The organism is Nocardia sp. NPDC004151 (assembly GCF_042874235.1).
GTDB lineage: Bacteria > Actinomycetota > Actinomycetes > Mycobacteriales > Mycobacteriaceae > Nocardia.
Genome location: NZ_JBIAMR010000003.1, coordinates 488,247 through 514,539, shown reverse-complemented (window position 1 = coordinate 514,539; position 26,293 = coordinate 488,247). Strand labels below are relative to the sequence as shown.

The window sequence follows — 26,293 nt, the reverse complement described above, 5'->3', positions numbered from 1 at the left end:
CGGACTCGGCGGTCGTGTCCGGTTGGCGGAACAATGGCGGTATGGATTTCGAGGATGCGGGCGGGTCTACCACGCGGCTGATGGAGGAGCTGGTCGATCGGCTCGGGGAGAAAGCGCGCGCGTCAGTGGTTTTCGGGGATCCGATCACCAGTGACGGGGTCACGATCGTGCCGGTGGCCCGGGCCGGGTTCACGTTCGGTGTCGTGCCCGGTCGCGGTTCCACCGCCGACGAGGTCATCGACGGCGGGGGTTCGGGCGGCGGGATGGAGATGCGGCCGTTGGGATTCATCGAAATCCGGGACGGCTCAGCACATTACCGCCCGCTCCCGGCCGGGTGGACCGGCGTTGTCCTGCCGCTGGCAGGGATCGCCGCCGGCCTCCTCGCACCGTACGCATTACGCGCCGGACGCCGCCTCTACCGGGCGCGGCGCGGCTGAACCGGCCACCTCACCGGCGGTGAGTGCGCGGTGGCGCTGCTGCTCGAGTTCGATGAATCCGTCGATCAGGGTGTTGTAGACCCGCTCGACCAACATCGGCTCGACGCCGTGGCGCACCGCCAGCTCACGCAGGCGGACCATCATCCGCGCGCGGCGGTCTGGTGCGCGGACCTCGTGTTCGTTGCGTTTGAACGTGGCGGCGCGCATCACCAATTGCTGCCGGGTGCCGAGCAATTCGATGATCCGCGCATCGATCGCATCGATCTCGCCGCGTACTTCTTCCAGAGACATGAATTCGGACCTCTCGATTCGAGGCCACCGACGCGTCCGAGCGACGCGAGACGCGTCGACCACCGCACCGGCAGCCGACACGAACGCACGTCAGAGCCGCCGAAACCTCGGCCGCCACGACTGCGTCATCACCATCACCCGGCCATCAAACCACAGGGCCGCGCCGGTCGCCGATCAGTCGAGGTCGTCGAAGGTTTCGATGTCGGTGCGGAACGATCCCCCGTCGGCGGGCGCGATCAGGACGACGAAGTCGGGGAGGGCGGTGGCGGTGGCGTCGCCCTTGTCGTCCGTCGCGCCGGGTTCCGCCTCCCAGTCCAGGAGGTGGACGGTTACGGCATACGAGCCTGCCGGAAGGTCGATTTCGGTCGGCTTCATATCGGCCACCGTCGACTCTTCCTCATCGAACGAGCCGACCTCCTCGATGCCGCTGATCTTGGCGACGCCCGTGGACACGAACAGATACGGCTCGGAGGAGTTCTGCGCGTACTGCCGCTCGCGCTCGGTGAGCTCGCCCGCCGCGTCCCGCCGCACCAGCACTCCGAATCTCCCGTCGGACAGGATGTTCAGCGGCACCAGCCGACCGGCGCGGATGCGCTCGATGATCGGTTCGTCATCCAGCAGCTCCACTTCCCAGCTGTCGTAATCGACGACGTGGGTGAACGCGGCCGGATCCCACAGCGCGAGCATCCCCGAACCGGTGACCGCGGTGAACACGCGCTCGCTCGACACATCGACCGACAATCTCGAAGTCATGTCCGTCAGCATGGCAGGGCTCACCGACAGAACGCGATATCGCCCACTACCGCAAGGGAATTGGCCGACGGGCAGGCACCGGATGGCGACGCCGCCCATCCGGCCATCGACGCCGACGCCCTCGCTCCCCTCCGCCGGCTGTCCCTCCGATGGCAATTCGGCCCGATCTGGATGTCCCGGGCCGATTGCGGCGATCGGTGGAGAACATCGCGTAGATTCCGACCATGCCCCTGGGACACCTCGGCGTCAATGTCACCGATCTCGCTGCGGCACGCCAGTATTACGACCAGCTGATGCCGCTGATCGGCTACGACGCACTGCTGGCCGACGATACGCAGTTCGCCTACTGGCCCGCGGACGGCAAGGTCGGCACCTATCTGTTCTTCTACCCGGCCCCGGAGCCGGGCTACTCCCCCGGGCGCGCCGGACTTCAGCATCTCGCGTTCATGGTCCCCACCCGCGCGGACGTCGACCGGGTCCACGACTGGGCCTCGGGTCGTGGCGACGAGATCATTCACGCGCCACAGTCCTTCCCGCAGTATCCGCCGCCGTACTACGCCACGTTCTGGCGCGGGTACGACGGCGTCATGCTGGAAGCGGTGTGCCACAAGGACCGGTGAGCCGGGCTTTTCACCGGGCCGGATCGGCTACGGACTCGTAATCGGGGAGCCGGTCGGTGGCCTGCGGGGACATGATGCGCTCCATGCCGGACATCGACTCGAGCAACGGCAGGCGGGTGACGGTGTTGCGCACGGCCATTCCCAGCCGGGTCTTCGGCACCATCAGCCGAAGGTTGGGTCCGACCTGTTGTTTGCGCGTGATCAGCGGACGGTGCGACCGCTCGTACCGGTCGAAGGCGATGCGGTGGTCACCGGCGGCGGCCGCCAGCTCCCCGGCGAGCCGGTAGGCCCCGATCAGGGCGATCTCCGCGCCCGCCCCCGAGACCGGTGAGGCACAGTGGGCCGCGTCGCCGACGAGGACGACCCGCCCGCTGGACCACGAGTCCATGCGGACCTGACCGAGCGCGTCGATGTAGGCGTCCGGGTCGGCGAGGACGCCCGCCAGCAATTCCGGTACGTGCCAGTCGTTCTCGTCGCCGAACTCGGCCGAGAGCAGGGCGCGGGCCGCTTGCTGGTCGCGCAGATCGATGTCGCGTCGGGGGCTGCGGACCATGAAGTAGGCCTTGGCCTGCGGGTGGTTGCCCGATCGGTAGACGCCGGTCATCCGGCCGGGGGTGTTGAACATGGTGACCCACCGATCGGGACCCAGCTCCGCGTCGGCATTGCCGAAGGCGAAGTAGTGATCCATGAAACGCACGTAGTCCGACTCCGGCCCGAAGGCCAGTTTGCGGACCGTGGAGTGCAGGCCGTCCGCGCCGACCACCAGGTCGAAGCGGCGGGCGGGTCCGTGCGCGAAGGTGACGGTCACGCCGTTGTCGTCCTGATCCAGCGCCGTGATGGCGTCGTCGAAGAGGTATTCGACTGTGCCGGTGGTGATGTCGTGCAGAATCCGCACCAGGTCGCCGCGCATGATCTCCACCTCGGCGCTGCCGTTCTCGTTCTTGATGCCCTCGATGTCGATGCGGGAGATCTCGCGGCCGTCGGCTCGGACGAACCGCATGCCGACGACATCGGCCGCCGCCGCGCGCACCCGCGGCATGATGCCCATCTTCTCGACGACCTCGATCGCCTGGTCGCGAATGTCCACGCCCTGGCCGCCGGTCCGCAGCCGCGGCGCCCGCTCGACCACGGTCGGCCGGAACCCGTGGCGGGCGAGCCAATACGCCAGGGCCTGCCCCGCGATCCCGGCGCCGGAAATCAGAATTCGCTTGTTCGACATGATGACCACCCCTATCTCAAAAATACTGACCAACGGTCAGTCTCGACTGTAGGTCACTGACCGTTGGTCAGTCAACGGGTAGGGTGCTGGGGCATGACCGACGACTCACGGGCCCGCATCCTGCGCACCGCGCTCGCACTGTTCGTCGAGCGCGGGTATCACGCGGTGTCGGTGCGGGAGATCGCCGAGCAGGTCGGCCTGACGAAAACCGCCGTGCTCTACCACTTCCCGAGCAAGAGCGACATCGTCGCCGCCCTGGTCGAGCCCTTGCTGGCCGAGACCGAGGCCCTGCTCGAATCGGTCCGGAGCCTCCCGGATTCGACCGAGCGGCGGTGGGCCGTGATGGAGGGACTCATCGACACCTGGCTGCGGCACGCGCGGGTGCTGCGGATACAGCTGCACGACGAGGCGCTGTCCGCCGACAACGCGACCTACGCCCGGCTGCGCGACATCGCGCTGGCCGCCCAGGACGTGATCGCCGGACCCGAGGCCGACTTCGCCGATCGGGTGCGGGCCACGCAGGTGTACGCCGCGCTCAGCGACCCGGTGGTCATCTTCGCCGACCATCCCGAGCCGGAGCTGCGCGCCGCGATTCTCGCGGGCGCGCAACAACTCCTGAACACGCCGCCACCCCGGCGCACCGCCACCTCCACCCGAGCGCCCGAGACGCCGCGCCGCCGTCCGGCCCGGGGCCGTCCGGGCGCGATGACCTCGGCGATGGTGGCCTCCGCCCAGCGCATGCGGGATTCGGGCGACCACACCGTCGACGAGATCGCCGCCGAGCTGGGCGTGTCCCGCGCGACCGTCTATCGGTATCTCGCCACACCCACCAGCGACGGCTCCGAGACGGCAACGTGAGACATTTTTGAGACACACTCGCGATTCCGGGCGGCGAGATCGCGCCGCCCACAGGCGGACCCGAATGGCGTAACTGTGACATGTCCCATTTGAGACAAATCCGACCGGGATGAGCGCGGTCACTTTCGCGCGATCAGCGGGCGCGTACCGGTGGCGGGAACCCGCGAGAGCACCGGTTCGGCAGCGGCGTTTACGGTGTTCAGCGGCCGTTCACAGGGGTAGCTGGAGGGGTGCTGAGAACTGTTCGACAGGGCCTGTCGAGACGCCGCCAGGAGGGGGCGAACCCGGGTGCCGGGAGGCGGGTTGCTGCGGAGGGGGCGGCAAGCCCCTGAAAGTTCGGGGCGACTGCAAGGGGGGTTTGCGGATATTCTGCTGCGTGATCGACGCCCGGCCTTGCCGACTTTCGGTTTCGCCGGGCGTTTTTGTGTTCCCTGGGAGGGCATAGTGTCAACCACCGAAGTGGCGCCGGAGCCGGTCGCCGTCGAACCGGCCGCCGAACGGCGGGTGCATCCGTTCGCGTGGAAGGGCGTCCTGGCGGTCTCGCTGGGGTTCGCCGCCGTGCTCGGCCTCCCCGCGGCTCGGATCAATTACTTCGGCGACGAGCTGTACTTCTTGGCGGCCGGGCGCCGGCTCGCGTGGGCCTACCCGGATCAGGGTCCGCTGGCGCCGTTCGTGGCGCACGTGATGGATCTGATCGCGCCGGGTTCGGTGCTGGCGCTGCGCATTCCGGCCCTGCTGCTGATGGCCGCCGCGGCGGTCGTCGCGGCCGCCACCGCGCGGGAGCTGGGCGCGAGCGCGCGCTATCAGGTGCTGGCCGCGACGGCGTACGCGGTGTCGCCGCTGGCGTTCAACCAGATGCAGCTGATCACGCTGACCTTCGACATTCCCCTGCAGGCGGCCATCATCTGGCTGCTCATCCGCTGGGTGCGCACACGGCAGGACTACCTGCTGATCGTCGCGGGCGTGGCCGCCGCGCTGGCGTTCCAGGCGAAGTGGATGATGCCCGGCGTGTGGGCGCTGCTCGGCCTGGGCGTGCTGATCGCGGGCCCGCGCGAATTGCTGCGCCGCCCGGCGCTGTACGTCGGGACCGCGATCCTGACGCTGTCGATGGTCCCCGGCATCGTGTGGCAGGTGCAGCACGGCTGGGTGGAATCGCAGATGACCGAGATCATCGCCCAGGAGCAGTACGCCGCCAATACCGGTCCACTGATCTGCGCGATCGAGATCGCCGTCCAGTGCGGCCTGCTCGGCGGCCTGCTCAGCATCTTCGGCCTGTGGGGCCTCACTCGGCTGGAGGCGTTGCGCCCCTACCGTTTCGCGCTGATCGCGGGCCTGGGCCTGCTGATCATCGTCCTGGTGGAGAACGGCCGCTCCTACTACGTGGCGGGCTTCTGGCCCGCCCTGGTCGGCGCGGGTGCGTTCGCGTTGAGCACGGTCGAGGCGCGAAAGCAGATCAGCAAGTGGGTCAATGCCGTGGCGGTGCTGTCGGCGGTCATGTTCACGGCGTGGATGGCATCGATCCCGGTCCCCTACAGCTGGGAGTGGGCGCGCGACTTCACCGGCATCGACAAGCCGATCACCGACCAGGCCCAGTACTGGCAGCGTGAATCGCTCACCGGCCCGGCGGGCTACGAGACCTTCACCAAGGCGGTCGCCGACGCGGTGGCCGGACTGCCGGAGGCCGAGCGCGACAACACCGCCGTGGTCGCCGCCGCCTACGTGCAGGCCAGTGCGCTGGAGGAATTCGGCCGCGACTACAACCTGCCGCCGGTGTTCAGCCCGAACCGCGGCTTCGGCTACTTCGGCCCGCCGTCGGACTCCTACCGCACCATCGTCTACCTGTCCGTGGACGGCGTGGGTGACAAGGACTTCCTGGCCCAGTTCAACTCCACCACCGAGGTCACCAAGATCAACGACCCGAACGGCCTGCCCGGCCTGGAGCGCCTGATGACCGTCTACGTGTGCCGCGAACCCAAGCACCCGTGGGCCGACGTGTGGCCGGGCCTGCAGACCCTCACCTTCCCCAGCGGAATCTGAGAGTCCACGGACTCGGCCGGCTGCGGGGAGTCAGCCTTGTTGAGCCAGACGAACGAAAGCGGCGGTATCGAGCGTCTCACCGCGCGCGGTGGGCGCGATACCGGCCGCGGTGAGACGGTTCTCGGCCTCCGCGGCCGTGCCCGCCCAGCCCGCGAGGGCCGCGCGCAGGGTCTTGCGGCGCTGCGCGAAGGCCGCGTCGACCACCGCGAACACCCGCTGCCGGAAGGCGTCGTCCTGCGGCCAGGGCGCGTCGTCGAACCGGTCGATGCGGACCAGCCCGGATTCCACCTGCGGCACCGGCCAGAAGATCTGGCGGCCAACGGTTCCGGCGCGCCGCACGGTGCCGTAGAAGCCCGCCTTCACGCTGGGCACGCCGTAGATGCGCCCGCCCGGCGTGGCCGCCAGCCGATCCGCGACCTCGAGCTGCACCATGACCAGCGTGGTCCGGATGCTCGGGAATTCGGCCAGCAGGTGCAGCAGCACCGGCACCGCGACGTTGTAGGGCAGGTTGGCGACCAGCGCGGTCGGCTCGGCGGGCAGGTCGGCGTGGGTGACCTTCATGGCGTCCATGGGCACGACGGTGAGCCGGTCCGCGAGTTCGGGAGCGCGCGCCCCGACGGTCTGCGGCAGATGCGTGGCCAGCGTCGGATCGATCTCGACGGCGATGACGCGATCCACCACGTCGAGCAGGGCGAGGGTCAGCGATCCGAGCCCGGGCCCGACTTCGAGCACGGTGTCTCCGCGTGTCACGCCGGCGGTGGCGACGATGCGGCGCATCGTATTGGCATCGTGGACGAAATTCTGCCCCAACTGCTTGGTCGGGCGGACCCCGAATCGCTCGGCGAGCTCACGCACTTCGGCGGGGCCCAGCAGGGCGGCTTTTCCACGACCGGCGACTTCGGGTTCGGACATTCTGGAAAACCTATCAAGCTGGGCGGATCACTCGCGCCGACACCCCGGTCAGGACACGGTCGGCGCGGCGAAGATGCGGTCGGTGAGCCCGCCGAGGCCGGCGCCGCGGTCATCCGCCTCAGCACCGCTACGGCGTGGCGGACGCGCGCGTCGGACCAAAAACCCCATCACTCAGGGCTTTTCGCCCCACGCCCGGGTAGCGTCGCCACCCGGCAACCACGACCTTGGAGGACAGTGCATGCCCGCTCGGCGGATTCGACGGTTCGTTCTGGGCGCGACGCTGGTGACCGCGGCCGCCACCCTGCCGGCGGGCCCGGTGCACGCGGAAGCGCCCGTCGCGCCGGATCGCTTCACGCATCAGACGCTGAACTGGCAGGCCTGCAATGACAAGATCCTGGACAAGGCGGGCGCGCAGTGCGCGGGCGTGGTCGTCCCGCTCGACTACGCCGATCCCGGCGGCCGCACGCTGACCTTGGGCATCTCCCGGGTCCAGGCCACCGATCCGGAGCGCCGTCGCGGCATCCTGCTGACCAATCCGGGTGGTCCGGGCGGCCAGGGCCTGCGCATGCCCGCCAACTACCTGACGAACCTGTCCGATGACGTGCGCGCCCAGTACGACATCATCGGCATGGACCCGCGCGGCATCGGCCGTTCCGACAAGGTCAACTGCACGATCCCGATTCCCACCATTCTGTTCTCGGCGGGCTTCGACGTCCTCGGCTTCGCCCGCGACGCCACGGTGGCCGCGGCCATGGCGAGCGCCTGCGTGGCCACCGACCCCGGCAAGATCCGCCACATCACCACCCGCAACACCGCCCGCGACATGGATGTCATCCGGAGCGTGCTGGGCGAGCAGAAGATCAACTTCTTCGGCGCCTCCTACGGCACCTACCTGGGCGCGGTCTACACCCAGCTGTTCGGCGACCGCGTCGACCGCATGGTCCTCGACTCCCCCATCGACCCGGACCGCTACTACATCGGCCTCTACCAGGACATGGGCGCGATCAACGAGTGGGCGCTCGACGACTGGGCGGCCTGGGCGGCCCGCCACGACGACCTCTACCACTTCGGCACCACCCCCGAGGCGGTGCGCGGCTGGGTCGAGGATCTGATCCGCCGGTCCGCGGGCCACGAGATCTACGGCAGCGGCTTCCTCGTCGACGAGCACACCATCCCGATGATTCTGGTTGCGCTGCTGCCCAATCCACAGTTCAACCCGAACCTCGCCGAGATCCTCACCATGGTGGCCAGCGGCGTCGCGGGCGGCCCGATCGACATGGACGCCCTGCAGGCCAAGATCTTCTCGGTGGTGCCGCTGGACGCCGCCGCCATGGCCGCCATCATGTGCGGCGACAAGGCCGCGCCGCGCGATCCCGCCTGGTACTACAAGAACGTCGAGGCCACCCGGGCGTCGCAGCCGGTGTTCGGCGCGTTCGCCAACAACATCACCGCCTGCGCCTTCTGGCCGGACCCGGTGGAGCAGCCCACCGAGATCGGCAACGACACCCCGGTGCTGATGCTGGCCAATGTCCACGACACCCGCACCGCCTACTCCGAGGGCCTGGCGCTGCACGCGAAGCTCCCGAAGTCACGACTGATCACCCTGGCGGACACCAGAATTCACGCGTCGTTCCGCGACGATCTGAGCCCGTGCGTGAACGATGCCGTGAACACCTACCTGGCCACCGGCGTCCGCCCGGACGCGGACATCACCTGCGCGCCCGACTACAACTGGTTCCCGAAGTAGCCGGTCCGGGCCCGACGGCCTCGGCTCAGGGCAGGGTGGGGGTGGACAGGATGCGATCGGTGAAGGCGCCGATCGCATCCCACATGGCCGGGTTCAGCTGGGTGTGGCTGCCGGTGCCGACCACGGTGGAGAAGTCGACCCCGTTGGCGGCGAACTGCGCGGCCAGCGCGGCGTGCAGCGGGGAGGGCACGGTGGTGTCGGTCGCGTTGACCAGCAACAGGATCGGCGCGTCGTAGCCGTTGACCGGCACGGTCATGTACTGGTTCATGGCGGTCTGGAACGCGGGATCGTTGAGCGGCCGCGACAGCATGTCGCCGATGCCCATGCCCTCGACCTTCTTCATGATGTCGGGGAGGCACAGGCTCTGCGACTCGTCGAGCGCCTGGCGGCCGCGCTCGGTGAGGAAGCTGTCGACGTTCGCCTCCGGGTGGGTGGCGCGCAGGCCGGCCAGCATGCTGACCACGAAACCGTTGACCGCGGTTCCGGCCTGGCCCGGGATCTCCGGCACCCACGGGCCGACCAACGGGGTGATCTTCTCCAGATCCGATTCCGGGTCGACGGTGATGGTGCCGCGGAAGTCCAGATCCGGTGCGGTGGCGGCCTGCAGGTGCGCGGTGCCCAGCGCCGCCTGGCCGCCCTGTGAGAAGCCGGCGACCGCCCAGCTGCGCGACAGCGAGGGGTTCAGTGCGCGAGCGGCTTTCAGCAGGTCGATGGTCGAGCCGGCCTCGGTGCCGATCTCGAGGTACGGGTGCGGGCCGGTGTCGAAGCGGCCCAGGCCGAGGTAGTCGGGGGCGACCACGGCGAAGCCCTTGTTCACCAGGTACTGCAGGAACTTGTCCTCGGCGACCCGGGTGATGTGGGTGGTGTCGGTCTGACCGCCGCAGCCCGGTCCCATGCCGGAGGTGCCGTGGTCGTAGGCCATGATCGGCCAGCCGCCCTCGGGCGCGGGGCCGGGCGGAACGAACAGCGTGCCACTGGCTTTCACCGGTTCGCCGTTGGAGCGGGTGGTCCAGTAGTCGATGAAGGTGCCGCCGGACAGGCCACGGAAGCCGTCCCGTGCGGGCGTGGTGGCGAAGGCGGTGCCGGGATCGGCCTGTGCCGGAGCGCCCGGGATCACCAGCAGGGCGCCGGCCGCCGCGAGAGCCGCCGTGCACGCACGAGTACGCCAACCAACCGAACGCATGAATCCTCCATCAGGTCCCGACCCCAATTGCCCAAACACATACGGCGAAGGAGTTTATCGACTGGACTGTCGTTCAAATATGTGAACACTCTGGCAAATAGCCGGAGAGTATCCGGTGCACACCCCATTGACGCGCTTTGAAACTTGTTCTAATTTCTCGCCATGTCGAGCAGATACGAAGGTCGTCGAGTCATTGTCACCGGAGCGGGATCGGGCATCGGTCAGGGCGTGGCCCTGCGCCTGCTCGCCGAGGGGGCCCGGCTGGTCGCCGCGGATGTGAACGAGGCCGGACTGGCCGCCACCGTCGAGGCCGCCCCCGCGCCGCAGCGCGAACGCCTGCGCACCCTCACCATCGACATCGCGGACCAGGAGTCGGTCCGCGCGGTCACCGCCGAGGCCCTCGAATTCCTCGGCGGCCTGGACGTTCTGGTCAATGCCGCGGGCATCCTGCGCGCCGCGCACACCCACGAGATGCCGCTCGAGGACTGGAACAAGGTCATCTCGGTCAATCTGACCGGCACCTTCCTGATGATCCGGTCCGCCCTGCCCGCGCTCATCGAATCCGGCCGCGGCGTGATCGTGAACTTCTCCTCCACCTCGGCGTTCGGGTCCAACCCGTACATGGCGGCGTACTCCGCGTCCAAGGCGGGCGTGAACGCGCTGACCCACTCCATCGCGCTCGAATACGTGAAGAAGGGCCTGCGCGCGGTCAATATCGTGCCCGGTGGCATCAGCTCCGGCATCACCTCCGGGCTGGCGCTGCCCGCCGACGCGGACTGGTCGCTCATGGCGCGGCTGCCCGGCTGGATCGAGGGCGGCGCGCTGGGCAAGCCGGAGGACATCGCGGGCGTGGTCGCCATGGCCGCCTCCGACGACGGCCGCTACATGACCGGCACCGAGCTGCGGGTCGACGGCGGCGCGCTGATGTAGCGGACCCGATTTCAATCAGGACCAATCGGTACGGAGTTAGGCTGGCAAGCACTTCCTAGCCACGAACATCGGACCCGGACGGAGAGTCATGGGAAACCGGCGGAGTTTCGGAGTGCTTGTCGCCACCGTGGGCATGTCGGTGGCGGTGGGATGCGAGTCCTCGAAGGACTCGGGTGGATCGAAGGAATCCACCAGCGGTTCCCCGGACTCGAATGGATCCAAGGAACCGGCGTACGCCGCGAAGCTGCGCCCGATCATCACGAAATTGATGAAGGACAATGTCATTCCGGGCGCGGTCGTCATGATCACCTCGCCCAAGGAAGGGAACTGGAAGGCCGCCTTCGGGACCGGGACCGTCGGCGAGGACGACCCGATCCGGGTGGACGACCATTTCCGGATCGGCAGCAATACCAAGACCATGACCGTCACGGTCGTCATGCAGCTCGCCCAGGAGGGCAAGCTCTCCCTCGACGATCCGATCGACAAGCATTGGCCGGGGGTGCCCAACGGCGACAAGATCACCCTCGCTCAGCTCGCCGAAATGCGCAGCGGCCTCTACAACTACACCTTCGACCGCGACCTGAGCATCGAGCTCGACAAGGACCCGCAGAAGGTGTGGACCCCCGAGGAGCTGCTGGCCATCGCCTTCGCGCACCCGGTCCGATTCCCGCCGGGCGAGAAGTTCGAATACAGCAACACCAACACCATCCTGCTCGGTCTGGTCATCGAGAAGGTCGCGAAGATGCCCCTGGCGGATGCCTTGCGCCAGCGCATCTTCGAGCCGCTCGGGCTGAAGAACACCTCGTTCCCGGCGGTGACCGACTCCTCGATCCCGGATCCGCACCCGCAGGGCTACACCTTCGGCACCATGGTCTCCACCATCGACACCTACGCCCTGCCCCCGGACCAGCGGGCGGCGGCGCTGGCGGGCACCCTGCAACCGAACAACTCGACCACCTCGAGCCCCTCCTGGGCCTGGGCCGCGGGGGCCGCGATCTCGACGGTGGAGGACATGACCACCTTCACCAAGGCGCTCGTCGAGGGCAAGCTGCTCGACGCCAAGTTCCAGAAGATGCGGATGGACAGCATCCAGCCGATCAACCCGGACCTTCCGGCATTGGCGGGATACGGCCTGGGCCTGGTGCGATTCGGTGAACACCAGTTCGGGCACGACGGCCAGCTCCCGGGCTTCATGAGTTACATGGCGTCGGACCCGGATTCCGGGCTCACCATCGTGGTCGCCACCAACCTGGCGGCGGTGCCCTCCGGCGATGGATCGGCCCTGGTGCTGGTGAAGGCCATGCTGCCGACCTTCTACGGCGCCAACGTCCTGTCCGGACCCGATCCGGCACAACGTGATAGCGCTACGAGCACCACCGCACCCGCCTCGCCGACCGAGTCGACGCCGTGGACGACGACACCGCGGTAATCATCGCCGGAGCCGGACCCGTCGGCCTGACCGCGGCCATCGAACTGCGCCGCCGGGGCGTACCGTGCCGGATCCTCGACCCGCTGCTCGAACCACCGCAGTACGCGAAGGCCGTCGGCATCCAGCCGCGCGCGCTGGAGGTGTTCGAGCAGATGGGCGTGGTGCGGGAAATCCTCGACGCCGCAATACCGTTGCGCGGGCAACTCGCCTACGTCAACGGCGAACCGGACGGGCGGATGGAGCTGACGCTGCCGCCGGACGTGCCGTACGGATTCGTCGGGCTGCCGCAGTACGAGACCGAGCGAATCCTGCGGGACCGGCTGACCGGACTCGGCGGCGTCATCGAACGCGGCACGCGGGTAACGGCTTTCGAGCAGGACGCCGACGGGGTCACGGTCACGTCGGAGAACGGGAGCGGCGCCACGACCACGCGCGCGGAGTATCTCGTCGGCTGCGACGGCGCGCACAGCACGGTCCGCAAGGCGCTGGGATTGTCGTTCGAAGGGGGCGCGTTCGCCGAGCAGTACATGCTCGGCGATGTGGAACTCGGCTGGAACATGCCGCGCGGCTATAACATTCGCGCCCGCCACCGGACCGACGGCGTCGTCGACGACGTGCTGGTCTGCATCCCGCTGCCCGGACTGCACCGGTACCGCATCTCGATGCTGCTGCCCGACGGCCACCCGGGCGAGCAGACCGGCGACGGCATCGAACACGGCTTCGCCACCGGATGGACGCCCGAGATATCAGACCTGCAAGCGGTCATCGACCGGCTCGCCCCCGAACCGGCGCGGGTCTCGCATCTGCGCTGGTCCTCGGTCTTCCGGATCAGCCACCGGATCGTCGACTCCTACGGTCACGGCAGGGTTTTCGTGGCGGGCGACGCCGCCCACATCCACCCGCCCACCGGGGCGCAGGGGATGAATACCGGCATCCAGGACGCCCACAACCTGGCATGGAAACTGGCGCTGGCGGTCCGCGGCGACGCCTCCCCCGCCCTGCTCGGCTCCTACGACGCCGAACGCCGACCGGTCGGTGAGGAGGTGGTCGGCCGCACGGTCCGCAGCGCCCGCGAAGGCATCGGCGCGGACTCCACCGACCCGGAATACGTGCTGCGCCGGGAGGCCCAGCTGCTCATCGACTACGCCGGCAGCCCGATCGTGGCGGCCTCACCCGCCGACGAACCCGCCCCGCGCGCCGGGGCCCGCGCTCCCGACGCCCGCGGCCTCACCCGCGCCGCCGTCGCCTTCGACCTCCGGCTGCTCCCGCTGCTGGACGGGATCCGCCACACCCTGCTGCTGTACACGGACGACACCACCACCGAATCCGACCTGCGCGCGCTGGAAGAGGTGGCCACCACCGCGTACTGCCACCTGAACGTCTACCTGATCGCCACCCCCGAGGCCGCGGCGGACGCGACCATCCTGCCGCTGATCCGCGACACCGCAGGCGAATTCGCGCACGCCTACCGGGCGGCGCGGCGCTCGGCCTTCGTCATCCGCCCCGACGGCTACCTCGGCTACGCCCGGCGCGCGGCCGACACCGCGGACCTGGTGACCTACCTCGCATCGACTTTCCGCTGACCGGGCCCGAGGCCGACGCCCCGCGGGGAAGATCTTCGGTAACAGCCCGATTCGTGGAACCGACATTCCCGGCGAGAGTCCACTGTCCGCACTCGCGGGACAGCCGTTCGACCCGATGTGGCTGTCCGGGCCGATGAGGGGTCTGGACTAGCTGATTCCCAGCCGCGACGTACACGCGGGCCACGCACCCCAGCCCTGGCGGGCGCGGGTCACCTCGGCGATGGCGATCTGTTCCTCGCGGGTGGCCATATCGGCGCGAGGCGCGTAACGGGTGCCACCCTGCCGTTCCCAGGTGCTCTGGTCGAACTGGATGCCGCCGAAATAGCCGTTGCCCGTATTGATCGCCCAGTTGCCGCCGGATTCACAGCTGGCCAGGGCGTCCCAGGTACGGCCGTCCTTGACCTCCGGGACCTCGGTGCCGGGCTTGGCGCCGCGGCGCACGGTCTTGGGCTGCGCGGGGACGATCACGGTGGAATTGATCGGATCCTTGCCCGCCTCTTGGCCGTTCACGATGGAGACCGCGAAAGTCACGTCCTGCGTACCCGGTACGCCCGCATTCTCGACGATCGTGCGGCTCATATTGAGCGACTGATCCTCGATGGTGTTCTCCGGCGGATCCAGCGGCACCCGCTCGGTGCGGTTCTGCACGATCTTGCGGGTGACGGTGATCTTCATGCCCTCGGTGAGCGGAGTGTTCGCGGCCGGGACCACGAAATCCTGATTCACCAGCGGGCGGCCCTGCACCTGGAGCAGTTCCCCGACGGTCGGCGCGGCCAGCCGGACCAGGGCGGGGGCGAAACCGTTGTCGCTCAGCTCGACCGTGCGCGGGTTGGTGATCAGCAGCTGCGCGCCCACCAGCGGCAGCGGCGTCGGGCGCGCGGGCGAGGTGTAGACGTCGCCGGGCAGATTCAGCTTCACCACGGCCTCGGCCACGGTGAGCGCGGTGGTCCACGCCTTGGACGGGGTGCCGTCCACGATCAGCGAGACCTCGCGGGCGCGGTTCAGCGTGATGGTGGAACCGTCGCTGATGCGCGCACCCGCCGACGGGGACACGTCGTCGCGGCCGGAGATGCCGTAGCCGGCATCCGCCAGCGCGCCGCGCACATCGCCGCGCATGGTGGACACGACGAAATTCTTGCCGTCGACGACGAAGGTCACCTGTTTCTTGCTCATGATGGCGACGCCCGCGCCGACGATGAGCGTGACGAGCATCGCCGCGATCGCCCCGTACAACATCGGGGAACGCGACGAGTTGATCTTCGCCAAAGCGTGCATCGGAAATCCCGGCATGGTCACAATACGATAACGAGGGGGTCGGTGAATCACAACCACTCGCGGTGGTACTGCGAGAACGACGGTCACGACCCGATATCGAACCGCAGGTGAATCACGATCGCGGCAGATCTTAGTGAGCCAAGCCACACCGGTTCAACTCGTACCGAGGGCAACGCGGGACTGGCGCGAAAACGAAAAAAGGTGCGGCGGCCGCGTTTCCGCGGCCCCCTCGAATCCCGTGGGCGCGGCGCGTCAGATCGCGTGGACGCGGCGCGTCAGATCCCGTAGACGCGGCGCGCGTTCGCCGTGGTGATCTTGGCCAGCTGCACCGGATCCTGCTCCCGCAGTTCCGCCAGCGCGCGCAGCGTGTACGGCAGCATGTAGGACTCGTTCGGCGCGCCCCGGAACGGATGCGGCGTCAAGAACGGCGCATCGGTCTCCACCAGAATCAGTTCGTCCGGAACCAGTTTCGCGGCCTCCCGCAATTCGTGCGCATTCTTGAAACTGACCGTGCCCGAGAAACTCAGCACGAAGCCCTCTTCCACGCACGCCATCGCCATGTTCGTGTCCGAGGAGAAGCAGTGGAAGATCACCTCGTCCGGCGCACCCTCGTCGATCAGCACGGCCAGCAGGTCGTGATCGGCCTCGCGGTTGTGGATCATGAGCGGCTTGCCCAGCCGTTTGGCCAGGTCGATGTGCCAGCGGAAGCCCTCGACCTGCTCCTCGATATCGGCGCAGCCCTCCAGCTTGCCCGGCCAGTAGTAGTCCAGGCCGGTCTCGCCGACCGCGACCACGCGCGGATCGGCGGCCAGCTGCTCCAGCTCGGCCTTGGCGGCGTCGTCGAGATGGTTGGCGCGGGTCGGGTGCAGCGCGACCGCGGCGTACACGCGGTCGTCCCAGTTGGCGGCGCGCACCGCGAAGCGGGCGGCCTCCAGGTCGTCGGCGACCGTCACCAGTTCCCGGACGCCCACCGCACGGGCCCGGTCCACCAGCGCCGCAACCGATTCCGGATCGGTGGCCCCGCAGGCGTCGATGTGGGTGTGCGCGTCGATCAGCGGCGACAGCGGCTCCGGCGGCTCGGGCGCAGGTCGGCGGCTACTCATGGACGGGGATATTCACGCGAGCGACGTAGGACACGCAGATAGAGTAGACACACCATGAGCGCATCCGATCGCCCCGCCTTTTACGTCACCACGGCCATCGCGTACCCGAACGGCGCACCCCACATCGGGCACGCCTACGAGTACATCTCCTCCGATGCCCTGGCCCGCTTCAAACGGCTGGACGGCTTCGATGTGTTCTACATGACCGGCACCGACGAGCACGGCCAGAAGGTGCAGCAGGCCGCCAAGGCCGCCGGTCTCTCGGAGCAGGAGTACGCCTCGCGCAACTCCGACGTCTTCGAGAACATGGACAAGGCGCTCGACATCTCCTTCGACCGCTTCATCCGCACCACCGACGAGGACCACCTCGCCGCGTCGGTCGCGATCTGGGAGCAGATGGTCGCCGCGGGCGATATCTACCTCGACACCTACGCCGGCTGGTACTCGGTGCGCGACGAGGCGTTCTACACCGAGGAGGAGACCACCGTCCTCGAGGACGGCACCCGCATCTCCACCGACACCAAGACCCCGGTGGAGTGGACCGAGGAGTCGAACTACTTCTTCCGCCTGTCCAAGTACCAGGACAAGCTGCTCGAACTGTACGAGACGCAGCCGGAGTTCATCGCACCCGCGACGCGGCGAAACGAGATCGTCTCGTACGTGAAGGCCGGCCTGAAGGATCTGTCGATCTCGCGCACCACCTTCGACTGGGGCGTTCCGGTGCCCGGGCATCCCGATCACGTCATGTACGTGTGGGTGGACGCGCTCACCAACTACCTCACCGGCGCGGGCTACCCCGACACCTCCTCGAGTTCGTTCCAGAAGTACTGGCCCGCGGATCTGCACATCATCGGCAAGGACATCTCGCGATTCCACACCGTGTACTGGCCCGCGTTCCTGATGAGCGCCGGAATCGCGCTGCCGAAGCGGGTTTTCGTGCACGGCTTCGTCAACTACAAGGGCGAGAAGATGTCCAAGTCGGTCGGCAATGTGGTCGACCCGATGGAGCTGGTCGACACCTTCGGCCTGGACGCCGTCCGCTTCTTCCTGCTGCGGGAGATCTCCTACGGCCAGGACGGCTCCTACAGCGAAGAGGCGATCATCGGCCGGATCAACTCCGACCTGGCCAACGAGTACGGCAACCTGGCCCAGCGCTGCCTGAAGATGGTCGGCCGCGACTTCGCCGGTGTGGTCCCCACCCCCGGTGACTTCACCGCAGACGACAAGGCCCTGCTGGACCGCGCCAACGGCCTGCTCGAGAAGGTCCGCGCCGAATTCGACCAGCAGCAGATCCATCTCGGCCTGGAACAGCTGTGGCTCACCCTCGGGGAGACCAACCGCTACTTCTCCGCCCAGGCCCCTTGGACCCTGGCCAAGGCCGGCACCCCCGAGGACACCGCCCGCGAAGGCACCATCCTCTACGTGACCATGGAAGTCCTGCGCATCGTCTCGATCCTGGTCCAGCCGGTGATCCCCGCGTCAGCGGGCAAGATCCTCGACCTGCTGGCCGCCCCCGACCGCACCTTCGCCGACGTCTCCACCCCGCTGGTCCCGGGCACGGCTCTCCCCGAGCCCGAAGTCGTCTTCCCGAAGTACGTGACCCCCAAGTAATACGAGATCCGGTGCCGCCCGCCCCCCTTCGGCGGGCGGTCACCGAGTCGTCACACCCGTATCCACCACGGGTGGAGATTCCCCTCCGAACTCCACCAGCACCGGAACGGGAATGCCGCGCGAAAACGCGAAACTGCCCGATCCGAAGCACGGGCTCGGACCGGGCAGCAGCAGTTTTGATCTCGCCGAACAAGCATCCGGCCCCGCTGTGGCAGGGTCAACCCGCAGAGGTCGCACGAATTGGGGCACTCACGCTCGGCGTCGGGTCGGCCCGGGGCGTGAGCACGAACAACTGGTACGGGCAGTTGTCGGGATGCCAGGCATTGTAGGAGCGCATGGTCAGCGCCATCCGCCCGCCGGTCTCCGGGTCCCGCACCAGAACCAGTGAATCGTTGAACTGCTCTTCACTGAGGTCGGTGGTCCAGAATCGCTCGAACTCCGGATTCACCCGGCAGGTTTCCAGAATCTGCGCGAGCCGCTCCGGAGCGACAGTCCCCGGCGCGTTCACCCGCAGGATGAACAGCAGCCGATGCACGATCAGCTCCCAGTTGATCAGCACCTCCCGCGCGATCGGCTCGGTCATCATCTGCTCGATGACATTCGCGGGCCGCTCGGCATCCACACGCGTGGGAAGCAGCCACGGAAACGCCTCCCGCGCGGCCTGATTCGCCGCCAAGATCTCGTACTCGGGCGTCCGGTGATAGAACGCCGGAAACGGCAAAGCCTCCAAATGCTCGATATCCTCGGCCCGCAACGCCGGCGGCCACACCCCCGCCTCCACCGCGGACGCCATCGGCAGTGCCAGCGAAGCCATCTTGCGCAACAACCACGCGGGCGCGTCCATGGCCCGGGACCAGTCCGCCAGCCGCTCCGGCGACATGGGGCGTTCACCGTTCTCGAGCTTGCGATACAGGGACAGGCTCACGAACATGCGTCGCGCCACGTCGTGCTGGGTCAATCCCAAGTGCTCGCGCCGGTAGCGCATGAACATGCCGAGCATGGGCTGCTCCGGCGCGGCCGAGCTCCCGCCGAACATCATCGGTCCACCTCCTCGGGACGGATCAGTCTTTCGCGAACGGATCGATGGTCAAGGTGCCGGCTCGGACGCACCGTCGATGTGGCCGATCACGACTGGCTCATGGCGTTCAGGACGAACGGGTCGACCGTGGGGGTGCCGGGGAGGCGGGGGGTGAGCATGAAGAGCTGATAGGAGCAGCCCTGGGGGTGGTAGGCGTTGTAGACGCGCATGGTGAGGGAGATGAGTTCGCCGGTTTCGGGGTTGCGAACCAGGATCGCGGAGTCGTTGTACAGGTCCTCGGCGACCGGGGTGCTCCACATGCGCTCGAACGCGGGGTTCACACTGCAGGTTTCGATGATCTGGGCCATGCGTTCGGGGGCGACGACGCCGGTGCCCAGGATGCGCAGGCTGAAGAGCAGACGGTGAACGATGGTGTCCCAGTTGACCAGGACTTCGGGTGCCACGGGGACGATCATCATCTGCTCGATGACGTTCACCGGGCGATCCGCGCCCGGGGGCGCCGGGGCCAGCCAAGGCAGCGCTCCGAGGGCAGCCGGGTTGGCCGCGAGCACTTCGTACTCGGGGAAGCGGTGGAAGAAGGCGGGGCAGGGCAGGGCGTTGAGGTGGTCGATGTCCTCCTGGCGCAGCTGGGGCGGCCAGGCGCCGCGGGCCAGTGTCGAGATCTTCGGCATCGCGAGGGAGACCATCTTCTCGAGCATCCACACCGGAGCGTCGATGGCCTTGCACCAGTCCTCGAGCCGATCGCCCGTCAGCGCGCGCTCCCCGTTCTCGAGCTTGCGGTAGAGCGAGACACTGACGTACATCCGGCGTGCGGCCTCCTCCTGGGTGATTCCCAGGATCTCCCGGCGGTACCGCATGTACATCCCGAGTACGGGCTGTTCGGGGGTCGGGTTGAGGCCTTCGAGCACGCCGACAGCCTACGGTCCGGTGCAGGTCACAGCGACTCCGGTCCCTTTTGTGAGACAAAGGGGTAGCTACTGATGGCATGCGACGTCAATGCCGGGGCGGGGGGTGGACGGCCACCAGTCGATAATGGGGATCTGAAGTGGATGCAGTTCAGTAAGAGGGGTATGGATGCGGGAGTGGGCTGGGCCGGCCGGGGGGTTGCAGCGCACCCATTTCGAGGAGCGGCATCGGGCGGCGCGAGATGCGGTGTTGACCTCGCAGCGGGGGCGGCTGCTGGAGGCGATGGTGGAATGCGTTGAGACCAAGGGGTATAACGCGGTTACGCTGACCGATATCGTGGGGCGGGCCCGGGTTTCGCGGAGTACGTTCTACGAGCACTTCTCCAATAAGGAGCAGTGCTTCATCGAGGCGGTGCGGTCGGCTTCGGACATCATGGCCACCCGGATCGTGGACGAGCTGGGGCAGTTGCCGACCACCGCGGGGGCGCACGAGCGGATCGAGTCCATCGTGGTGACATTCTGCGAAACCGTGGCCTCCGAACCGGATTTCGCGCGGCTGATGCTGGTCGAGGCGTTCAAGGTGGATCAGCAGTCGGTGGCGCTGCGGGATCTGTCGGTGGATCGGTTCGCGGACCTGTATCGCGCGTTCTATGCCGAGGCGCGGGTGACCGATCCGAGCCTGCCGGTGATCGCGGACGAACTGTTCGCGCTGATCCCGGACGCGATCGGGGAGCGCACGCGGCGGGTCATCGTCGCCGAGGGGGCGCATCGGGTGCCCGAATTGGCGCCGCTGTTCGTGGAATTCGTGAACGCGGTACTGGGGCTGCCCGCACGCGCCTGACGCGTGAACTCACTCACAACGGGTGCTTCGTCCCGCCATATCCGGACCATGCCCAAGGCACATGACCGAGGATAGCCGGGTGTTCACTTGCATTGCCGGAGAAGGCCAAACCCCCATTTCAGCGCGACCTCGGCGAGGCTGGCTGCACGAAGGCTTTTTCTGTCACTGCCGGTAACAGTAAGCGACTGTTCACCTTTCGTCTCAGACGGTTACACGGAACGCGACAGTTCCCCAAGCTGATTACCCTCGGGTAGCCTCAGCGCATCCGAGCTTGACGATCACAGTCGATCACCTTTCCCCCCAATGCTTTTCAGCCTCCCCAGTTTCAGGAGTCCCCTGTGCCGCAATCTCGATTCGAATCGATCGGCGCCTATCTGCCCGAGAACCGGGTCACCACAGCAGAACTCGTCGCGCGATTGAAGGAGGCTCCCGAATTCGATCTCGAACGAATTACGGGAGTCAAGGAACGCCGCTTCCGCGACACCCGCCCAGAGAGCCGCGAGGATTCCTTCGCGCTCGCCATGAAGGCGGTCGAGGACTGCCTGTCCAGGTCGTCGTACGCCGCGGGCGATCTCGACATCATCATCTCCACGTCCATCACCCGCAGCAAGCACGGCACCAAGATGTACATGGAGCCGTCCTTCGCCGGCACGATCGCCCGCGCCATCGGCGCCCGCGAGGATGTCATCGCATTCGATCTCTCGAATGCGTGCGCCGGCATGATGAGTGGCGTCTACATTCTCGACCGCATGATTCGCAGCGGCGCCGTGAAACGCGGCATCGTGGTCAGCGGTGAGGCCATCACGCCGATCGCGGAAACCGCGGTCGACGAAATCTCCAGCAAATACGATCTGCAATTCGCCTCGCTCACCGTCGGCGATTCCGGCGCGTGCGTGGCGCTGGACGAAGCCGTCGACGACAACGACGTGATCCACTACATCGAACTCACCACCGCGTCGGAGTTCTCCCACCTCTGTCTGGGAATGCCGAGCGACAAGTCCAACGGCGTCGCGCTGTACACCGACAACCGGAAGATGCACAACGAGGCCCGGTTCCTGCTGTGGACCGACACCCAGCGCAATTTCATGGAGGCGCAGGGCTTCACCTTCGCCGACGAGGGTTTCGACTACATCATCCACCACCAGTTCGGCGCGGCGGCCATCCCGTTCATGAACGCCATCGCCGAACGCGAATTCGGCCACCCGATGCCGCCGGACCTGAATGTCATCGAGAAGTACGGAAACACTTCCAGCACTTCCCATTTCATCGTGCTGCACGATCAGCTGAGCCAGCAGAACCTGGCCGCCGGATCGAAGATCCTGATGATTCCCGCGGCGTCGGGGGTCGTCGGCGGATTCCTGTCCACCACCATCTCGTCGCTGAAGGTCTGAGGTACCGCCATGGGTGTGCGCATCAAATCCACCGGAATCGCCCGGGACACCGACACTTTCAGCATCGTGGAGCTCAGCGGCCGGGCCGCGCGCCGGGCGATGGAGAGCGCCGGGGTGGAGCCCGGACAGGTCGGGGTCATGATCAACGCGGGCATCTTCCGCGACAGCAATACCGTCGAGCCCGCCGTCTCGGCGTTGATCCAGAAGGCCGCGGGCATCGGCCTCGACTACGTGAAGGAGGACCCGCGGTCCTTCTCCTTCGACCTGATGAACGCCGGCACCAGCGTGCTCAATGCCGTGCAGGTGGCCCAGGCGGTGCTGGCGACCGGCAGCGCCGAGCACGTGCTGATCGTCTCCGGCGACACCCACCCGTCGATGACCCGCGCGGCCGCCGACGACGAATTCCCCTACGCCACCGGCGGCGCCGCGCTCCTGCTGGAGCAGACCGGCGAGCCCGAGGGCTTCGGCCAGGTGCACACCCGGGCCGCCGCGGGCACCCCCGGCCTGGAGTCGTACGTGGACACCGAGACCATGGGCGACCGCGGCCGCGGCCTGATGACGGTGGACCGTGAGCCGGACTACCTGGACCGGCTGCTGGCGGTCGCCGCCGACGCCGCCCGCGCCGCCCTCTCCGGCAGTGCCGCGGAGGAGACCACCACCGCCCTGATCGCCGCCACCCCGAGCGACGACTTCCCGGCCCGCCTGGCCGAGGAGCTGGGCATCGCCCCGGACGCGGTGTTCCTCCCGGACCTGTCCCAGGGCGACCCGCACACCGCGTCGCTGTCGCTGGCGTATCACGCTGCCGCCCAAGCGGAATCGCTGACCGGGTACCGCGATGTGCTGTTCGTGGCGGCGGGCGCGGGCCCGTCGGCGGCCGCCGTCGTCTACCGTCTGCCCGCCGTGGTCGGGGCCGCGGCGTGACCACCGCGACCTATTGGCAGGCCATCGACCGCTTCCGTGCGGTGGTGGCCGCCGATCCGGACCGTGAGGCGGTGATCTACCCCGCGGGGAAGACCGCCTCCGGCCTGCCGGACTACCGCCATCTCACCTACCGTGAGCTCGACGAGTGGTCCGACACCATCGGCCTGCACCTGGCCGCCGCCGGGGTGGGCCGTGGCACCCGCACCATCGTGCTGGTGCTGCCCAGCCCGGAGCTGTACGCGATCATGCTGGGGCTGTTGAAGATCGGCGCCATCCCGGTCGTGATCGATCCGGGCATGGGTGTGCGCAAGATGCTCAACTGCCTGCGCGCGGCGAACGCGGAGGCGTTCATCGGCATCCCGCAGGCGCACGCGGCGCGGGTGCTGTTCGCCAAGCATTTCCGCGATGTGCGGGTGACGCTGACCGTGGGCCCGCGCTGGTTCTGGGGCGGGCCGACCCTGCGCAGCTGGGACGCCCCGGTGACGGCAAGCCGGTTCGGCATCCGTTTCCGCACCGACGCCGCCGGTCCGGTCGGCGCGAAAGTGGCGGCGCGACTGGAGGAACTGCTCGCCTCCGTCGCCGAGTCACGGCGGCCGTCCGGTGAGCACCGCGCCCCGTTCGACGCCTTCACCCTGCGCGAGCGGGTGCCCGCGCCCGCCGACGAGGTGCTGCTCATCGCCTACACGACCGGCTCGACCGGTCCCGCCAAGGCCGTGGAGATGACGCACGGCAATCTCAGCGCCATGGTCGAGCAGGTGCACGCCGCCCGCGGCCGGGTGGAGCCGGGCACCTCGCTGATCACGCTGCCGCTGGTCGGCATTCTCGACATGCTCCTCGGATCCCGGTGTGTCCTGCCGCCATTGGTGCCCAGCAAGGTCGGTTCCACCGATCCCGCGCACGTGGTGGACGCGATCAACCGGTTCGGGGTGAAGACCATGTTCGCCTCCCCCGCCGTGCTGATCCCGCTGCTGCGGCACCTGGAGACGCACCGCACGCCGGTGCCGACGCTGCACAGCATCTTCTCCGGCGGCGCGCCCGTCCCGGACACCTGCATCGCCGGGCTGCGCCGGGTGCTGGCCGCGGACGCGGAGGTGTACGCCGGGTACGGCTCCACCGAGGCGCTGCCCATGTCCACCATCGAATCTCGTGAGCTGCTGGCCGGTCCGGCCGATCGCGCCCGCCTCGGCGAGGGCACCTGTGTGGGCCGTCCCGCCGAAGGGGTGCGCGCGCGGCTGGTCGCCATCACCGACGACCCGATCCCGACCTGGGCGCACGCGCAGGCCCGCGAGACCGAGCTGGCCGCCACCCGCGGCATCGGCGAACTGGTGGTGTCCGGGCCGAACGTGAGCACCCGCTACTACTGGCCGGAGTCGGCGAACGCGGCGGGCAAGATCCAGGACGGCGAGACGGTGTGGCATCGCACCGGCGACCTGGCCCGCATCGACGGCGAGGGCCGGATCTGGTTCTGCGGACGCAAGAGTCAGCGACTGCAGACCGCCGCCGGACCCATGTTCTCGGTGCAGGTGGAGCAGGTGTTCAACGCCGTGCCCGGCGTGGCCCGGACCGCGCTGGTCGGCGTCGGCGAGCGGGGCGCGCAGCGGCCGGTGCTGTGTGTCGAGACCGAACCGGGCGCGGATCCCGCGGCCGTGACGGCGGGGCTGCGCGCGCGGGCGGCCGAATTCACGGTCACCGCAGCGGTTTCCACGTTCCTGTTCCACCCGAAGTTCCCGGTCGATATCCGACACAATGCCAAGATCGGCCGCGAGCAGCTCGCGGTCTGGGCGGCGGAGCGGCTCGGAAAGGACGAACGACGATGAAGGTGCTGGTACTACGGGCGATTCCGGTGCTCGGCTGGCTGTATCTCGCCGTGGGCGTGCTGCTCGCGGCGGGGGATCGCGCCCCGGAGAACCGGCTGCTGCGCGCGGTGTTCTGGATCGACGCGTTCCTGAGCGTCGTGGTGCACGCGGCCCAGATCCCGGCCGCCCTGCGCGCCACCGCGGACAGCGGGCACTCGCCGGTCAAGACGGCGGCCATGACCCAGATCTTCGGGATCACCTGGTGGAAGACGCAGGAGGCCGCATGACCGGGTCAGGCGCGGAGGAGGCAGCTCGCACAACCACGCGGCGCTCCCGGGCATACGGAAAGGACAGGGCGTGAAGGCACTGGTGACGGGCGCTTCCGGATTCCTGGGCGGGGCGCTGGTGCGCCGCCTGGTCCGCGACGGCGACTACGAGGTGGCCATTCTGGCCCGGCCGACCAGCAACCTGCGCGATCTGTCGGAGGTGCTGGATCGGGTGGAGGTCGTCACCGGCGACCTCACCGATCCGGGGTCCCTGGATCGCGCCACCAAGGGCGTGGACGTGGTCTTCCACAGCGCCGCGCGGGTGGACGATCGCGGCACGCGCGACCAGTTCGTCGCCGAGAACGTCACGGCCACCGAGAATCTGCTGCGGGCGGCGAGACGCAATGGCGCTTCGCGGTTCGTGTTCGTGTCCAGCCCGAGCGCGCTCATGGACCGCGGCGGCGGCGATCAGGTCGACATCGACGAATCGGTGCCATACCCGAGCCGCTACCTGAACCACTACTCCGAGACCAAGGCCGCGGCCGAACGCCTGGTCCTGGCCTCGAATACGGACGGGTTCACCACGTGTGCGCTGCGGCCGCGCGCCATCTGGGGCGCGGGCGACCGGTCCGGGCCGATCGTGCGGCTGCTGGGCCGGGCGGGCGAAGGGTCCTTGCCGGACCTGTCCTACGGCAGGCAGGTGTACGCCTCGCTGTGCCATGTGGACAATATCGCCGAGGCCTGCGTACTGGCCGCGCGCAGCGAGAACGCCGGCGGCAAGGCGTATTTCATCGCCGACGCCGAACGCACCGACGTATGGGGCTTCCTCGGCGAGGTGGCGACCGGTCTCGGCTACCCGAAGCCGACCCGGCAGCCGAATCCGAAGGTACTCGCCGCGATCGTGGCCACCATCGAAACCGTCTGGCGTATACCCTTCGTCGCCACCCGGTGGTCGCCGCCGCTGTCCCGGTACGTGGTCGCGCTGATGACCCGCACCGCGACCTACGACACCTCCGCCGCCGCCCGCGATCTCGGCTACCGGCCGATCGTCGACCGTGAGACCGGCCTGGCCGGTTTCCTGACCTGGCTCGAAAGCCAGGGCGGCGCGGTGGCATTGAACGCGCAGATCTAACGCATCGAGACGAT

General features: G+C 68.3%; 24 protein-coding genes. 15 read left to right on the top strand and 9 right to left on the bottom strand.

Annotated features, from left to right (window positions below):
- Positions 1 to 41 precede the first annotated feature (41 nt).
- Positions 42 to 437 (top strand): GerW family sporulation protein, encoded by a 396-nt coding sequence (locus tag ACFYTS_RS09675; RefSeq protein WP_387302526.1) that lies wholly within the window; start codon positions 42 to 44, stop codon positions 435 to 437.
- On the opposite strand, the gene ACFYTS_RS09670 is transcribed toward ACFYTS_RS09675, so the two are convergent.
- Together ACFYTS_RS09670 and ACFYTS_RS09665 are read right to left on the bottom strand one after the other, a co-directional pair.
- Complete coding sequence (locus ACFYTS_RS09670) at positions 396 to 728, bottom strand: chorismate mutase (protein ID WP_387302524.1); 333 nt, start codon at positions 726 to 728, stop codon at positions 396 to 398. The genes ACFYTS_RS09675 and ACFYTS_RS09670 overlap by 42 nt on opposite strands.
- A 174-nt stretch (positions 729 to 902) precedes the next feature.
- Entirely contained in the window at positions 903 to 1,481 is a 579-nt protein-coding gene (locus tag ACFYTS_RS09665; protein ID WP_387302522.1) for a hypothetical protein, read from the bottom strand.
- A gap of 224 nt (positions 1,482 to 1,705) precedes the next feature.
- Between ACFYTS_RS09665 and ACFYTS_RS09660 the strand changes: the two genes are divergently transcribed.
- Positions 1,706 to 2,101, top strand: a complete 396-nt coding sequence (locus ACFYTS_RS09660; RefSeq protein WP_357280476.1) for a VOC family protein — start codon at positions 1,706 to 1,708, stop codon at positions 2,099 to 2,101.
- 10 nt (positions 2,102 to 2,111) lie between these two features.
- On the opposite strand, the gene ACFYTS_RS09655 is transcribed toward ACFYTS_RS09660, so the two are convergent.
- Complete coding sequence (locus tag ACFYTS_RS09655) at positions 2,112 to 3,320, bottom strand: FAD-dependent monooxygenase (RefSeq protein WP_387302520.1); 1,209 nt, start codon at positions 3,318 to 3,320, stop codon at positions 2,112 to 2,114.
- Positions 3,321 to 3,413: 93 nt separating this feature from the next.
- Between ACFYTS_RS09655 and ACFYTS_RS09650 the strand changes: the two genes are divergently transcribed.
- Positions 3,414 to 4,178, top strand: a complete 765-nt coding sequence (locus tag ACFYTS_RS09650) for a TetR family transcriptional regulator (protein WP_387302518.1) — start codon at positions 3,414 to 3,416, stop codon at positions 4,176 to 4,178.
- A gap of 444 nt (positions 4,179 to 4,622) precedes the next feature.
- On the top strand, positions 4,623 to 6,215 hold the full coding sequence (locus ACFYTS_RS09645) for an ArnT family glycosyltransferase (RefSeq protein ID WP_387302516.1): 1,593 nt from the start codon (positions 4,623 to 4,625) through the stop codon (positions 6,213 to 6,215).
- Between the two features lie 30 nt (positions 6,216 to 6,245).
- Here ACFYTS_RS09645 and rsmA read toward each other — a convergent pair whose 3' ends face one another.
- Positions 6,246 to 7,127, bottom strand: a complete 882-nt coding sequence (gene rsmA, locus ACFYTS_RS09640; RefSeq protein WP_357280487.1) for a 16S rRNA (adenine(1518)-N(6)/adenine(1519)-N(6))-dimethyltransferase RsmA — start codon at positions 7,125 to 7,127, stop codon at positions 6,246 to 6,248.
- Positions 7,128 to 7,365: 238 nt separating this feature from the next.
- On the opposite strand from rsmA, the gene ACFYTS_RS09635 reads away from it, so the two are divergent.
- Entirely contained in the window at positions 7,366 to 8,874 is a 1,509-nt protein-coding gene (locus tag ACFYTS_RS09635) for an alpha/beta fold hydrolase (protein WP_387302514.1), read from the top strand.
- Positions 8,875 to 8,899: 25 nt separating this feature from the next.
- Here the strand turns inward: ACFYTS_RS09635 and ACFYTS_RS09630 are convergent, their stop codons facing one another.
- Complete coding sequence (locus ACFYTS_RS09630) at positions 8,900 to 10,057, bottom strand: alpha/beta fold hydrolase (protein WP_357280492.1); 1,158 nt, start codon at positions 10,055 to 10,057, stop codon at positions 8,900 to 8,902.
- 162 nt (positions 10,058 to 10,219) lie between these two features.
- Here ACFYTS_RS09630 and ACFYTS_RS09625 point away from each other — a divergent pair, with 162 nt between their 5' ends.
- The 3 genes from ACFYTS_RS09625 to ACFYTS_RS09615 all read left to right on the top strand — a co-directional run bounded on the left by ACFYTS_RS09625 (position 10,220) and on the right by ACFYTS_RS09615 (position 13,999).
- The gene (locus tag ACFYTS_RS09625) at positions 10,220 to 10,987 is read left to right on the top strand and encodes an SDR family NAD(P)-dependent oxidoreductase (RefSeq protein WP_387302512.1); all 768 of its coding nucleotides are present in this window, start codon (positions 10,220 to 10,222) and stop codon (positions 10,985 to 10,987) included.
- 88 nt (positions 10,988 to 11,075) lie between these two features.
- The gene (locus tag ACFYTS_RS09620; protein WP_387302511.1) at positions 11,076 to 12,416 is read left to right on the top strand and encodes a serine hydrolase domain-containing protein; all 1,341 of its coding nucleotides are present in this window, start codon (positions 11,076 to 11,078) and stop codon (positions 12,414 to 12,416) included.
- The gene (locus ACFYTS_RS09615; RefSeq protein ID WP_387302509.1) at positions 12,395 to 13,999 is read left to right on the top strand and encodes an FAD-dependent monooxygenase; all 1,605 of its coding nucleotides are present in this window, start codon (positions 12,395 to 12,397) and stop codon (positions 13,997 to 13,999) included. Before ACFYTS_RS09620 ends, ACFYTS_RS09615 begins: the two co-directional genes overlap by 22 nt.
- Before the next feature lie 147 nt (positions 14,000 to 14,146).
- Here ACFYTS_RS09615 and ACFYTS_RS09610 read toward each other — a convergent pair whose 3' ends face one another.
- Together ACFYTS_RS09610 and ACFYTS_RS09605 are read right to left on the bottom strand one after the other, a co-directional pair.
- On the bottom strand, positions 14,147 to 15,274 hold the full coding sequence (locus tag ACFYTS_RS09610) for a transglycosylase family protein (RefSeq protein ID WP_357280503.1): 1,128 nt from the start codon (positions 15,272 to 15,274) through the stop codon (positions 14,147 to 14,149).
- 275 nt (positions 15,275 to 15,549) lie between these two features.
- The gene (locus ACFYTS_RS09605) at positions 15,550 to 16,377 is read right to left on the bottom strand and encodes a TatD family hydrolase (RefSeq protein ID WP_357280505.1); all 828 of its coding nucleotides are present in this window, start codon (positions 16,375 to 16,377) and stop codon (positions 15,550 to 15,552) included.
- A 54-nt stretch (positions 16,378 to 16,431) separates the two neighbouring features.
- Here ACFYTS_RS09605 and metG point away from each other — a divergent pair, with 54 nt between their 5' ends.
- Positions 16,432 to 17,988 carry a methionine--tRNA ligase gene (gene metG / locus ACFYTS_RS09600; RefSeq protein ID WP_357280507.1) on the top strand — a complete coding sequence of 519 codons (1,557 nt, stop codon included), beginning with the start codon at positions 16,432 to 16,434 and terminating at the stop codon, positions 17,986 to 17,988.
- A 217-nt stretch (positions 17,989 to 18,205) separates the two neighbouring features.
- Here metG and ACFYTS_RS09595 read toward each other — a convergent pair whose 3' ends face one another.
- Both ACFYTS_RS09595 and ACFYTS_RS09590 read right to left on the bottom strand, forming a co-directional pair.
- Complete coding sequence (locus ACFYTS_RS09595; RefSeq protein WP_387302506.1) at positions 18,206 to 18,988, bottom strand: helix-turn-helix domain-containing protein; 783 nt, start codon at positions 18,986 to 18,988, stop codon at positions 18,206 to 18,208.
- A 125-nt stretch (positions 18,989 to 19,113) separates the two neighbouring features.
- Positions 19,114 to 19,935 (bottom strand): helix-turn-helix domain-containing protein, encoded by an 822-nt coding sequence (locus tag ACFYTS_RS09590; protein WP_387302504.1) that lies wholly within the window; start codon positions 19,933 to 19,935, stop codon positions 19,114 to 19,116.
- A gap of 166 nt (positions 19,936 to 20,101) precedes the next feature.
- On the opposite strand from ACFYTS_RS09590, the gene ACFYTS_RS09585 reads away from it, so the two are divergent.
- The 6 genes from ACFYTS_RS09585 (at position 20,102) to ACFYTS_RS09560 (ending at position 26,279) form a co-directional block, all read left to right on the top strand.
- The gene (locus ACFYTS_RS09585; RefSeq protein ID WP_357280514.1) at positions 20,102 to 20,773 is read left to right on the top strand and encodes a TetR/AcrR family transcriptional regulator; all 672 of its coding nucleotides are present in this window, start codon (positions 20,102 to 20,104) and stop codon (positions 20,771 to 20,773) included.
- A 338-nt stretch (positions 20,774 to 21,111) separates the two neighbouring features.
- Positions 21,112 to 22,164 carry a 3-oxoacyl-[acyl-carrier-protein] synthase III C-terminal domain-containing protein gene (locus ACFYTS_RS09580; protein WP_357280516.1) on the top strand — a complete coding sequence of 351 codons (1,053 nt, stop codon included), beginning with the start codon at positions 21,112 to 21,114 and terminating at the stop codon, positions 22,162 to 22,164.
- A 9-nt stretch (positions 22,165 to 22,173) separates the two neighbouring features.
- Positions 22,174 to 23,085 carry a hypothetical protein gene (locus ACFYTS_RS09575; protein ID WP_387302502.1) on the top strand — a complete coding sequence of 304 codons (912 nt, stop codon included), beginning with the start codon at positions 22,174 to 22,176 and terminating at the stop codon, positions 23,083 to 23,085.
- Positions 23,082 to 24,902, top strand: a complete 1,821-nt coding sequence (locus ACFYTS_RS09570; protein ID WP_387302500.1) for a fatty acid CoA ligase family protein — start codon at positions 23,082 to 23,084, stop codon at positions 24,900 to 24,902. Before ACFYTS_RS09575 ends, ACFYTS_RS09570 begins: the two co-directional genes overlap by 4 nt.
- On the top strand, positions 24,899 to 25,168 hold the full coding sequence (locus tag ACFYTS_RS09565; RefSeq protein ID WP_379092903.1) for a hypothetical protein: 270 nt from the start codon (positions 24,899 to 24,901) through the stop codon (positions 25,166 to 25,168). Before ACFYTS_RS09570 ends, ACFYTS_RS09565 begins: the two co-directional genes overlap by 4 nt.
- 70 nt (positions 25,169 to 25,238) lie before the next feature.
- Complete coding sequence (locus ACFYTS_RS09560) at positions 25,239 to 26,279, top strand: NAD-dependent epimerase/dehydratase family protein (protein ID WP_357280526.1); 1,041 nt, start codon at positions 25,239 to 25,241, stop codon at positions 26,277 to 26,279.
- Positions 26,280 to 26,293: the final 14 nt, after the last annotated feature.